This window comes from Porifericola rhodea, assembly GCF_030506305.1.
In the GTDB taxonomy this organism is placed as follows: Bacteria; Bacteroidota; Bacteroidia; order Cytophagales; family Cyclobacteriaceae; genus Catalinimonas; species Catalinimonas rhodea.
The window spans coordinates 4,416,007-4,428,961 of the sequence record NZ_CP119421.1; the positions used below are offsets into that span (position 1 = coordinate 4,416,007).

General features: G+C 37.5%; 10 protein-coding genes. 4 read left to right on the forward strand and 6 right to left on the reverse strand.

Going from position 1 to position 12,955, the window contains the following annotated elements:
* The first annotated feature begins 110 nt into the window (after positions 1–110).
* Complete coding sequence (locus tag PZB74_RS18130) at positions 111–1,715, forward strand: amidohydrolase (protein WP_302238576.1); 1,605 nt, start codon at positions 111–113, stop codon at positions 1,713–1,715.
* A gap of 34 nt (positions 1,716–1,749) precedes the next feature.
* Here PZB74_RS18130 and PZB74_RS18135 read toward each other — a convergent pair whose 3' ends face one another.
* Both PZB74_RS18135 and PZB74_RS18140 read right to left on the reverse strand, forming a co-directional pair.
* Positions 1,750–2,538, reverse strand: coding sequence for an endonuclease/exonuclease/phosphatase family protein (locus PZB74_RS18135; protein ID WP_302238577.1), 789 nt, complete (start codon positions 2,536–2,538; stop codon positions 1,750–1,752).
* 412 nt (positions 2,539–2,950) lie between these two features.
* On the reverse strand, positions 2,951–3,268 hold the full coding sequence (locus PZB74_RS18140; RefSeq protein ID WP_302238578.1) for a hypothetical protein: 318 nt from the start codon (positions 3,266–3,268) through the stop codon (positions 2,951–2,953).
* Between the two features lie 396 nt (positions 3,269–3,664).
* Here PZB74_RS18140 and PZB74_RS18145 point away from each other — a divergent pair, with 396 nt between their 5' ends.
* Positions 3,665–6,115, forward strand: a complete 2,451-nt coding sequence (locus PZB74_RS18145; protein ID WP_302238579.1) for an ABC transporter permease — start codon at positions 3,665–3,667, stop codon at positions 6,113–6,115.
* Between the two features lie 10 nt (positions 6,116–6,125).
* On the opposite strand, the gene PZB74_RS18150 is transcribed toward PZB74_RS18145, so the two are convergent.
* Complete coding sequence (locus PZB74_RS18150; RefSeq protein ID WP_302238580.1) at positions 6,126–6,389, reverse strand: hypothetical protein; 264 nt, start codon at positions 6,387–6,389, stop codon at positions 6,126–6,128.
* A gap of 169 nt (positions 6,390–6,558) precedes the next feature.
* On the opposite strand from PZB74_RS18150, the gene PZB74_RS18155 reads away from it, so the two are divergent.
* Positions 6,559–8,982 carry an ABC transporter permease gene (locus PZB74_RS18155; RefSeq protein WP_302238581.1) on the forward strand — a complete coding sequence of 808 codons (2,424 nt, stop codon included), beginning with the start codon at positions 6,559–6,561 and terminating at the stop codon, positions 8,980–8,982.
* Between the two features lie 76 nt (positions 8,983–9,058).
* Here the strand turns inward: PZB74_RS18155 and PZB74_RS18160 are convergent, their stop codons facing one another.
* Together PZB74_RS18160 and PZB74_RS18165 are read right to left on the reverse strand one after the other, a co-directional pair.
* A complete protein-coding gene (locus tag PZB74_RS18160; RefSeq protein WP_302238582.1) occupies positions 9,059–9,262 on the reverse strand; it encodes a Sec-independent protein translocase subunit TatA/TatB in 204 nt (67 codons plus the stop codon).
* Positions 9,263–9,921: 659 nt separating this feature from the next.
* Positions 9,922–10,503 carry an LOG family protein gene (locus tag PZB74_RS18165; protein ID WP_302238583.1) on the reverse strand — a complete coding sequence of 194 codons (582 nt, stop codon included), beginning with the start codon at positions 10,501–10,503 and terminating at the stop codon, positions 9,922–9,924.
* A 269-nt stretch (positions 10,504–10,772) separates the two neighbouring features.
* Between PZB74_RS18165 and ggt the strand changes: the two genes are divergently transcribed.
* Entirely contained in the window at positions 10,773–12,479 is a 1,707-nt protein-coding gene (gene ggt, locus PZB74_RS18170) for a gamma-glutamyltransferase (RefSeq protein ID WP_302238584.1), read from the forward strand.
* A gap of 73 nt (positions 12,480–12,552) precedes the next feature.
* On the opposite strand, the gene PZB74_RS18175 is transcribed toward ggt, so the two are convergent.
* Positions 12,553–12,954 carry a response regulator gene (locus PZB74_RS18175; protein WP_302238585.1) on the reverse strand — a complete coding sequence of 134 codons (402 nt, stop codon included), beginning with the start codon at positions 12,952–12,954 and terminating at the stop codon, positions 12,553–12,555.
* Position 12,955 lies beyond the last annotated feature (1 nt).

The window sequence follows — 12,955 nt, forward strand, 5'->3', positions numbered from 1 at the left end:
AAAATTTTATATGCAGCCTCTTATTCATCCCTATTTTATGTTGTCTGTATGCCTGTAAATCAGATACCCCAAGTGCACATCTCGTTATTAAAAATGCGCAAATTTATACAATGAATGACGACTCACCTAAAGCGGAAGCTGTAGCAGTTTTAGGCGATAGTATTGTTTTTGTAGGTTCAAATCAGGAAGTCAAGAAATGGATTGGTGACAGCACACAGCTCATTGATCTGGATGGTAAAACTATGACCCCGGGGTTTATTGAAGGTCATGCCCACTTTATGGGTATAGGTTTTAATCAGATGAACCTGGACTTATTATCGGCCACTAGCTTTGAGGAAGTGCTCCAAAAAGTGGAAGAAGCAGTAAAAAACACTCGTCCTGGAGTATGGATTAACGGCAGAGGCTGGCATCAAGATAAATGGGACTCTTTACCTGATACTATGGTCAGAGGCTTTCCTGTGCATGAAGCGCTTAGTGCTATATCGCCAGACAATCCTGTTTACCTTAAGCATGCTAGCGGCCATGCTGCTCTGGCAAACGCGAAAGCAATGGAAATCGCTGGTATTGCTAACTTCGCCAAAGAAGGTCCTATTGTAAAAGAAGTAGAAGGTGGTGAAGTCATTAAAGATGAACTTGGTAACCCTACTGGAATTTTCAATGAGAATGCTATGGGGCTGGTTACATCACATATACCAGGCAAAACACTTGGAAGTAATCTTAGAGCAGCTGAGCTAGCAATGCAAGAGTGTTTAAAAAACGGTATAACTTCTTTTCAGGATGCTGGCATTACCCGAGACATAGAACAGATGTATCGCAAATTAGCAGAAGAAAACCGATTAAAAGTACGATTATGGGCTATGATCAGCGGAAGTGATACCAGCCTTCTACAGCAATACTATCAATCAGGTCCTGCAATAGGCTTAGGTCATAATTTTTTAACCATACGCAGCATTAAACTATATACTGACGGAGCTTTAGGTTCACGCGGTGCCTGGCTTCTGGAAGAATACAGTGATATGCCCGGTGAACACGGCCATCAGACTACCCCAATGTCTTATGTTTATCAAACCTCATTAAAAGCATTAGAAAGTGGTCTACAGGTTTGTTCTCATGCTATAGGAGATCGCGCAAACCGTGAAGTTCTGGACAATTATGAAAAAGCTTTTCAGGAAAAGCCTGAGTTAGCAAAAGATCATAGGTTCAGAATTGAACATGCCCAGCATTTGAGCGCACAGGATATCCCAAGGTTTGGCCAGTTAGGTGTCATACCAGCTATGCAGGCTGTTCACATGTCATCGGACAGGCCTTGGGCCATAGAAAGATTAGGTAAAGACCGAATTGAGGAAGGTGCTTATGTGTGGAGAAAATTGCTGGATAGCGGCGCGCGTATTGTCAATGGTACCGATGCTCCGGTTGAGCCGGTAAATCCGCTGGCTAGCTTTTATGCTTCAGTAAGCCGAAGAACTCTTGCTGGTGATCCGGAAAATGGTTTTGAACCTTCACAAAAAATGAGTCGTGAAGAAGCATTAAAATCCTACACCCTAGATGCTGCCTATGCTGCTTTTGAAGAAAATATAAAAGGCAGTATTGAGGTAGGGAAGTTAGCAGACTTCACAGTCTTTTCGCAGAACATTATGCTCATACCCGAAGAGGAGATTTTGAATACTAATGTAGAAATGACATTTGTAGGCGGCAAACTGGAGTATAAACGGTAAAAAAAAGCCTTATCAAACATACCCTATTACAAAATTAATTCATGCCAACAAGCATATCAGTTTCTGAATTAAAAGCATACTCACCTAAAACTCCTTTATGGTCCGACCCTTTCGCTTCTAAAGCTTCAAAGCTGATACAACTCAGTTCGTCTGAGTGAAAGATATAGTCTATGGGCAAACCCAGGCTGTAATTTGAGGGATAAGTACTGGTAATACTTTTCCGACTATCTTTTAAGTCCGTATTCTGCTTAATTTTAACGATATGCTGACTCCAGGGAACCGCATTAAAATCACCAATGGCTAAAATTGGCCCTTCTATATGATTAACATATTCTGCGATCTTGCTTAAATGCTGGTTTCTTTTTTCATAACGTTGCGGACTTCTGGGAGAAAGTGTATGTGTAGCTACAAAATGTACTCGCTGATTTTCAAATAGTATGTCTCCTGTCAGGGTGGGCTCTCCGGTCCAATGGTAAGTAGCGAGGTTTTCTACAGGATATTTAGAAAATATAGCAACTCCATGTACTTCGTGCTCAGAAATAGCAAAGTACGGATACTCAGATTCCAGGCCATCCATAAGCTCTAATGCCCACTCTTTATCTACCTCCTGAAAAGATAGAAGGTCGGCATTTAGGGCCATTGAGTTATCAATAATATCCTTAAAATGACGATTGCTACCCAGTACATTAAAATGGGCAACTTTTATTCTATTGCCACTAATTTGATGTTGAGTAAATGTAGGGCTTCCGATATGAGGAAGTAAATGAATTGATAGCAAGAAACAAACGATTATGCCGCTTACTGCTACATATTTCCAACGCATAACTAATAGAACTATGGTAATAAATAAATAGCCCAAAAGTGCATGGAAAGTAAAAGACTGTATTAAATCTATATAAAAGTTATCTGAAGAAAGTAAAAAAATACAAGAAGAGATAAGAATTAAAAATGTCAGGGTATATTTTACAAATTTCATAGGCTTCCAGTTATGTTAATAACATAAATTCAAGCCTAGTACCATCTTCAACGTATCACTTCATAAATATGGTTAATGCGTAAATAACAATTTTTTGTATAATATTTTATTGATATAAGACAATTTTGCTAACACAGAAATGGAAGCTCCCGATCACCATTCCCATCAAACTGTAGAAAAATTACACAAATGGAGTAAGTAGTTTGGGGAGTATATTACGTAGAAGATAGGCAAATATTGTACCCTATCTAATATTTAATCAGGCAGCTTTTAGTACTTCGTGCAAAACACCAGAGAGTTCCGCACTAGATATATTTTTCTTCACGATTTCTATCTCAAACATATCCTGAGTTTCTTTGAATAGAGGGCGAAAATCAAATTGCTGTCTAAATTCGTAGCAGTATTCGTCCAGGTAAACGAAAACATCATACAGTACCTTGTCTGCTGCTATATCATGGCTAATAATTTTCTGCAAGCTATCTTCTTTGGGAATTAAACTTAGACTAGACGTATCAGATTGGGCATGCCAGCTTAAATAATAAAAAAACTCTAATCCATTGACTTCAATACTATTCATAATACACTAAAATTATCATTTGAGACTCTGTTCAGCAGTTTGTCAGCATGAAGAAGAGAATCGTAATTAAATTATCAGGATAAATTATTTAAAGAGGACCATACAGAAAACTGAGAATAAAAAAATTACCTACCTAAGTAGAAAATCTCAAATAAAAAATTCAGAATGACTGTATAGGCTTCATTAGAGCAGCAATAGTATTGTTTCACATATTGCTTAACATAAAAAAGCTATTAATTGTCACAATTTAATTTAAAATAATTGTAATAATGTCCACATACGAACATTATTGTTCGGATATGTACACATGTTTTATCTGTTCATATTATTTTTTACACTAAAAAGCCAAATTTTATTCTGGCATAGTATTGTACTTAAAAGTGTAAACTATCTACTATGTTTAAAAACTACCTGACTAGCTCTTTCAGAAATCTACTTAGAAATAAGTTCAATACCTTCATAAATATTGTTGGGCTTTCTTTAAGCCTGGCTTGTTGTATCTCAATCTACGCTTTTGTAAAACACGAATACAGCTTTGATGCCTTCCACAAGAATGCTGAGCGAATTTACAGAGTGGTAGAGCATCATCAGAGTATAGATGGTATGATTTATAGTGGATACCTACCCTTCCCAGTTGCTGATGCTCTTCGGCAGGAATTTGACGATATAGAAATGGTAACCCAGGTTTTTAATGATTTAAATGTAGTGGTTAAAGTTCCTATACAGGATGGTATGGAGCAAAAGTATGAAGAGGGAGAGCTTGCATATGTGGATGAGTACTTTTTACAAACTTTTGATTATCCCCTATTAGCAGGAAACAGAAGGAAGTTATTTACAAGGCCTGAAGAAGTAGTATTGACTCAGAAACTCGCAGATAAGTACTATGGACTCAAGGAAGGCGATGATTACAATCAACTAATTGGAAAAACAATAGTGGTAGACAATGATTCCTATCAGATTAGTGGAGTTTTAGAAGATATCGCTCGCAATACCAACATTACTTTCAAGTTACTACTTAGCTATAAAGCTTTTGAAACAAAATTTCCAGCTTGGTCTTCCAACTGGTACAATACCAATTCAGGCAGCTATGCATTTGTTACACTCAAAGAGGGGCAGAAGGCATCTTCGCTAAAGTCAAGATTTACTGCCTTTGTAGATAAATACTTTAATGAGGAGACTGCCAGCCGTAGATCTTACCACTTACAGCCTTTAACAGACGTACATACCAACGAACTATACGGTGGTACTGTTTACGCTACTCCTGCCATACTGATTATTGCATTTGTTAGTATGGGTATCATAATTCTATCTACTGCCTGTATCAATTTTATTAATCTTGCTACTGCGCAATCTATAAAAAGGGCTAAAGAAATAGGAATACGTAAAGCTTTAGGAGGGCTCAAAAGTCAGCTCATAACTCAATACATGACGGAAACCCTTTGTATTACCATTGTATCAGCAATCATTGGATTAGGCTTAGCTCATGAGTTCACTCACGTTTTTAATCACTACTTATCTAGTATTATAGATTTTGGTCTAAGCATTGATTTTTCAGTGTTCTACTTTCTTGTACCTCTTATTTTAGCGGTAAGCTTACTAGCGGGATTCTATCCTGCTTATTCGCTTAGTAGTTATCAACCAGTACAGGCGCTTAAGCAAAATATTTCAACTAAAAATACCGGGTTCTATGGTAAATTTTCTCTCAGGAAGTCATTGGTAGTTGTTCAATTTTTTATTTCTCAGTTGCTTATCATTGGCACGCTGGTAGTAGCCATGCAGATGAAGTTTATTAACGAAACAGACCTCGGCTTCCAAAAAGAAAACATATATATTACTTATATCCCTGAAAGCAACTCTAAAAAAGCCGAAACTTTCCGGCATATGATAGAACAGCAAACTCTCGTAGAACAGGTATCCCTGACTACCGGCCCACCATTATCTACTGGCAGAAGCTGGACTGATATATACAATCCAGCACAAGGAAACGAAGATAATAAGCATGGGATAGAGGTTAAGCATATTGATGAAAATTATCTGGAAACCTTTGAAATAAAGCTTCTGGCAGGAAGAAATCTGAATGAAAATGATAGAGTTGAAATTACTGATTCTACGGCTTCATATAGTATTCTTCTGAACCTTAAAGCTGTAAAAATGCTTGGCTTCAATTCTGCTGAAGAAGCTATTAACCAAAAAGTATTTAGCAGCGAATTACCATCTACAATTGTTGGAGTTGTAGATAATTTCGTGAATGAAAGCCTCCAGCAAGACATACACCCCTGCCAGCTTTTATATACCAACCATAGATTTAATATCGCTGCTATTAAACTTAATCAATCTCAAGAAATGGCTAAACTAGGGTTTATTCAAGAGGCATGGGAAGAACAGTACCCTGATCATTTTTTTACCATTCAAAATATGCAGGAGTATTTTGAAGAGGGTGCATTATATGTAATAGAAGATGTTATGTACCAGGCTTTTAAGATTTTCTCCTTCCTATCTATAATGATCGGCTGCCTGGGCTTGTATGGTCTTGTTTCTTACCTGGCATTACAGAGAGAGAAGGAAATAGGTATTAGAAAAACTTTAGGTGGAAGCGTAAGACATATTGTCTATCTTTTCTCCAAAGAGTTTAGCTCCCTTGTGATTATTGCTTTTATAGTTGCTGCACCTTTATCATACTTTGCGATGCAAAGCTGGCTTCATACTTTTCATAACCGAATTGAGCTTAGCCCATGGATATTTTTACTGGCTTTATTGGTTTCTTTAACTATTGCCAGCCTTACGGTAGGTTACAAATCGGTAAAAGCAGCTTTGCAAAACCCTTCACAAAGTTTAAAAAGTGAGTAATAAAACAAAATTATATGCTGCTCTGCCTATTCCTGAACTCACGGTAATATTTACGTTTGCTAAAGTTATACCACAATCCAAATATTGCAGAAGCAGCGACCAGTACAGTAAATAAACTATATAAAACTACCTCTCCTATGCCTAAAGGAACAAGATAAAGAATAAAAAAAACAGCCATTAGGCTAAGCGAGATGACAATACCATTGATATTATGTTTTCTAAATGCCTGCCTGAGCTCCTCGTCAGACAAATGCTGTAGATCTTCTTTTTTCATGATTCTATAATCTATCTATTTAAAAATTTGTTTGGCTTTTGTTCGTAATCGTCCAACTCTGTACGAATACGTACGATTCGTTTTATAACTTTCCAATTAAACAACTGATTTACACACACTTACAATATGGCATTTTTTTGGAAGTATGCTGCTAAATACAATCTGCCTTATGTTCTTCAATTTTGTAAAAGTCGCCTTTCGCCACCTTAAGAAAAACAGATTAGTTTCATTTATTAATATTGGTGGCCTTGCTTTGGGCATAGTAGCCTGCCTTCTTATTGCCCATTATGTTAAAATAGAAAGTAGCTACGACAGCTTTTACAAAGAGGCAGATCAAATCTACCGTATTGCCTGGATAAACGAAAACCCGCAAACGCGTACACCTCACCCTATGGCTCAAGCCTTGGTTACTGATTTTCCTGAAGTTACTGCAGCCGTAAGCCTTACTCCTATTTGGGGACCCGGGCTAACCAAAAGAAGTTTTTCAATTAGAAATCCAGACAACAATTCCAGGTTTGATGAAAAAAGAATACTGGCCGTAGATAGTACCTTTTTTGATGTATTTGGTTATTCTGTAATTGCCGGAGATGGTCGTTCAGCTTTAAATGAACCTGGCGGACTAGTACTCACTGAGACTACTTCAAAAAAATATTTTGGTAATGAAAACCCCATTGGAAAGCGGCTAATTTTTAATGAAGGTGATGCCCTGGAGGTAAAAGCGGTAGTAAAAGATATTCCTTACGAGAGCCATTTTCATTTTGACATACTGGTCTCTTATCTGACACTTAAAGCTGGAAATGAAGAAGATCCGTATTTTAGCTGGAGCGACTTTGGGCACTACAACTACATTAAGCTACATGGGCAGGCAAGTGCTCTGGAGTTAGAAGACAAGATTCCTGAATGGATAGTAAAAGGTAAATTTATTAATGCAAGTGAAGAGGAACTACAAGCTGTAAGAAATAGACTGATAGGCTTTGATTTACAGCCTATTAAGGATATTCATTTAAATTCACACTTACGCTGGGAACTGGAGCCTAATGGCAATATTTCTTATGTATACCTCATGTGTGCTGCTGCTATTTTTATATTAGTGATAGCCTGTGTAAACTTTATCAATTTAACTACAGCTCGTTCGGTTGAGCGATCACGAGAAATAGGCATGCGCAAAACTTTAGGCGCTATGCGTAAGCATTTATCTTTACAGTTTTTGGCAGAGTCTTTACTAATTAGTTTTATCGGTTTATTACTGGCTATAATATTAGTGCAATTTGTATTACCCTATTTTAATCAGGCCAGCGGCTTACAGCTAAGCATAGATGAAGTTCTTTCTCCCACTTCTCTAAGTTATCTATTTCTGGGTGTAAGCCTGGTAGGTATATGTTCCGGGCTCTACCCTGCCCTCCTGCTCTCTTCTTTCAAACCTACTCAGATTCTTAGAGGCCAGTTTAGAGGGACTAAACAGGGTAACTGGCTAAGAAAAAGCCTGGTCGTATTTCAGTTTAGTATTGCTATTTCACTGATATTAGGTAGCATTATCATATTTGATCAGCTCAATTATTTATCCAGCAAACCACTGGGTTTTGAGCAGGAGCAGATAATTGTAATTCCAATACAGAACGATAATCTGAGAGGCCAGGTAGAAACAATAAAGGAAGAAATGCTAAGGCTGTCGGATGTGCTGGATGTCTCAGCATGTTCTAATGTTCCGGGAACTAACTATAACCAACATACTTTCTGGAAACCAGAAGACGAACCCTATTCATTAGATGCTTCTGAATGCTTTGTAGATTATGACTTTTTTGAAACTATGGGTATTGAACTGACTCACGGACGTTCCTTTCAAAAAGATCACCCAACTGATATTCAAAATGGCTTTGTAATCAATGAAGCTGCTGCACAGGCTTTACAACTTATTGAGCCTGAAGGTAAAGCAATGCACTGGGATTCTGGGTCTGGTATACGTAGGGGAAATATAATAGGAGTTACTAAAAACTTTCATTATCAGTCATTACATGAACCGGTGCGGCCTATCATTTTCAGGCTTTCAGATCATTCTTTTAATTATATGTTGGTGAAGACTTCATCTGAAGATTACCCGCTGATGCTAAGTAAACTAGAGGGTGTCTGGCGTGATTTTGACCACCAGTTTGACTTTCAGTACTACTTTCTTGATGAACAAATTCAGGCACAGTATATATCGGAACAAAGACTAAGTAAACTGTTTAGCTTTTTCACCCTGATTACTGCGGGAATAGCCTGCTTTGGCCTCTTTGGCCTTACTGCTTATAGTATGAGCCAGAGAACGAAAGAGGTGGGTATTAGAAAGGTACTCGGGGCGGGAGTATTAAATATTTTGCAACTGCTCAGCTCAGACTTTATGAAGCTGGTAGGGATCTCTATCGTAATCTCACTACCTCTTGGAGGCATAGTAATGCATTATTGGCTACAGAACTTCGCATACCGAATAGAATTGGATTGGTGGATGTTTGCTATTGCCGCATTATTCAGTATACTAATAGCCTTATTCACAATCAGTTATCAATCTATAGTTACTGCTACTGCTAATCCCACAAAATCATTAAGAAGCGAGTAAACAAAAAAAGCTGTCCTCTCAGACAGCTTTCTTTATAAGTTTGTGGATAGAACCACAGCATACGTTGATGGAAAGTTTAGTTTTTATCGTCTAAAGAGACACCTTTTTCTACTTCGCTTTTAATTTCTTTGGTTGCGTCTTTAAATTCACGGATGCCTTTACCCATACCGCGTGCTATTTCAGGGATCTTGTTAGCTCCAAAAAAAACAAGAACTACTAAGAGAATGACCATGATTTCCCATCCTCCTAAACCTCCGATAAATAATAATGATGTCAACATAATGGTAACTATTGATTGATCTGTACTAAGAAGCGTTTCAGTTTTTTAATTTTCTAATGTAACCTTTTTCTATGGGATAAAGTGCTTATTACTAACAATTTTTATTCTGAGATATATAAATTTTCTTCTAAAACAAATAATAACATACACCAGCAAACACTTTTATACAACTTTGCCTTATAAGTATAATTGCCTGAGGGCTATTTTAATAGAAATCAAGCAGTATTACTATATATTTTATTATACCTACAGACTTATTTTAGCACGAACAACATCAATAGCATTGAAACAGGTACTAAAAAAATAGAGCTACACTAATGTATTGTAAGGAACTGATCTTCAATCTATTATGCTAGATATTTTTTACTAGCTATGGCACTATTCAAAAATTATATGCGTTAGTAAGGTATCTGAAGCACTATAGAAGTTTAGGGTTCAGCGATGACAAAAAATATGATATTCTTTTGAAACGTTCTTTAGCCCTATCAGTGTTACTTATTAAAATAGGTATAGATAAGTAAGTAAAAATTATCTCAGACATAAAAAAAGGGAAAAACGCAATGTTTTCCCTTACTCAAAGTAAGACAAATTATATACACAGCATAGTTTGGTTTGGTTAGTTTAGCAGAAAGCTCAGGAGCATGTGTTCTTGAGCTTTTTTACGTTTTATCACGATCTAAATGCTGTGTCAGATGTTCAGGTACAAAGCTGCGCATTTTATTGAACAAATGCTCGGGTTCTCGCTCAAAAATCGCGATTTTTCTGGTTTCTTTTGCTAAAAAGCCTTCTTCGCACATATGGTCAAACAGTTTTTCCATATAATCATAATATCCATTTGTGTTTAAGATACCAATCGGCTTGTGGTGTAGCGCTAATTGTGACCAGGTTAGCATCTCTGTAAGCTCTTCAAGCGTACCAAAACCACCGGCTAGAGTAATAACTCCCTCAGATAGTTCAGACATTTTCATTTTACGCTCATGCATAGACTCTACTCGTATGAGTTCAGTCAAGCCCTGATGCCCAACTTCTTTTTTATCTAAAAAATACGGTATAACTCCAATAACTTCACCACCAGCTTCTAATGCGGCATCGGCTACAGCCCCCATGAGGCCTACCTTACCTCCACCATATATCAGCCTTATATTTTCCTCTGCCAGCATGCGTCCTACTTCACTAGCTACCTTATGATAGATTGAGTCTTCTCCAATTTTAGAAGCACAAAAAACTGCTATACTTTTCATTGATTAGCTTATTAGATATTTGCGAAACTACAATTATTGTAAAGCAGTAAAAATGTAATTGTTCAATATTCACATAAGCTTAACAGTAAACCTGGCATGTAAAAACTTTGTATGACAATAAACAAAATAGTCAAATCAGAACATTAATTTACATATTACGAATTTTACCAAACTATTAAATAATAAATAACAACTTAATCAATAGATTAATCTGTTTCATTTGAATAATTTAAGAATTAAGTCATATTTGTTATCTAAAACACATTCCTATGACATACAGATACTTTATCATCCTCCTAACCTCCATATTTTTACTTTTTTCCTGCTCACCAGAAATACCTAAAGAAGCCCCCAAAGAAATTGGCCTTATTACCGATAGTGCTATGGTAGTAAGTGCCCACCCCCTGGCCTCTCAGGTAGGTGCTGATATTTTAAAGAAAGGAGGAAATGCCATAGACGCAGCCATTGCTACTCAATTTGCCCTTGCCGTAGTTTACCCCGCGGCTGGTAATATAGGTGGTGGAGGATTTATGGTGATTCGTCAACAGGATGGAACAACGGATGCCATTGACTTTAGAGAAAAGGCCCCCCTGCAAGCACATAGAGATATGTATCTGAATGATAATAAAGAGGTAGTAGAAAATTTAAGTACCAAGGGCCATTTAGCTGCCGGAGTGCCAGGCTCTGTTGATGGTATGGTGAAAGCATATGAGAAATATGGTACACTGGACTGGGAAGATTTGCTTCAACCGTCGATAGACCTGGCAGATCAAGGTTTTAAACTTACCGAAAGAGAAGCTAATGGTTTAAACAGATATCAGGATAAACATATAGATGCCAATAGTATTACTCCTGAGTTTTTAGTAAAAGAAGGAGGTTGGAAAGCCGGAGATATTATTTACATGAAAGATCTGGCTCGCACTTTAGAACGAATTAGAGACAATGGTAGAGAAGGTTTTTATGCCGGAGAAACTGCCAAACTTATGGTAGAAGAGATGCAAAGAGGCAATGGAATTATCAGCCTTGATGATTTATCTGCTTATCAGGCAAAATTCCGCCTACCAGTAACATCTGATTACGACAACTACAAAATTATATCTATGCCCCCACCTTCCAGCGGTGGTGTTGCCTTGGTGCAGTTGTTACAAAGTGTGGAAGATTTTGCCTTGGAAGGAATGGGGCACAATACAGTCCCTACAATTCATCTGATGACTGAAGCCGAAAGACGTGTCTATGCCGACCGTGCCACACATCTTGGAGATATGGACTTTTACTCTGTTCCCCTGCAAGAATTAATGCAGAAGAATTACAACGTGGCTCGTATGCAATCATTTAACCCTGATAAAGCCACTAACTCTAGAGATATTTCTGCTGGTAAGCCAGCAATAGCAGAATCAACAGAAACAACTCATTTTTCAGTAGTAGACCCTAAGGGCAATGCGGTTTCAGTAACTACCACACTAAATGGAGGCTATGGTAATAAAGTGGTAGTAGCCGGTGCTGGCTTTCTATTAAATAATGAAATGGATGACTTCAGCATTAAACCCGGATACCCAAATATGTTTGGTCTTATTGGTGGAGAAGCCAACGCTATTGAAGCAGAAAAGCGTATGCTAAGTTCTATGACCCCCACCATTATTGAAAAAGATGGTCAACTTTTTATGGTGGTAGGTACTCCCGGAGGTTCAACTATTATCACTTCAGTTTTTCAGACTATACTTAATGTACTTGAGCACGATATGGGAATGCAGGAGGCGGTTAGTGCAGCTCGCTTTCATCATCAGTGGAGACCTGACACAATATTTGTAGAATCAAATACACTGGATAGCATACAAAGACAATCTTTAGAAGCGATGGGGCACACAATAGTACAAAGAGGTAATATAGGTCGTGTAGATGCCATTCTGGTTAGAGAAGATGGAAAACTTGAAGGTGGAGCCGACCCCAGAGGCGATGATGCCGCAGCCGGCTTTTAATAGTTAAACAGTTATACTAATTGAAACGATGAGAGAAGTATAGGTACTTCTCTTTTTTGGCTTTAGTATTACCCTACTTCGCGTGATCCTTTAGTATAGAATTTATTTTTTCTTCGGTCAGAGGTTTGTTAATGTAATCTGTTATTTCAGCCTGTTTAGCACGCTCTACATCAGAAGGGTTTAAGGAAGTGGTAAGCATTACTATGATTACTGAAGGTTTTTTATGAAACTGTAAATGCTGATAAGCATCCAAAAAATCAAATCCGTCCATTACTGGCATATTAATATCCAGTAGAATAAGATCTGGTAATGTTTTGTCTAACTTAATCCGTTCTTCCAATAGATCAATTGCTTCTTTACCATTGTTGGCCTGTAGCAATTCATCTGTGATACCCATATCAGATATCATAAGTTCATTGATAAAATTGGTAGTCTCATCGTCATCTACCAACAAAATACTTTTAACTTTCTTCATT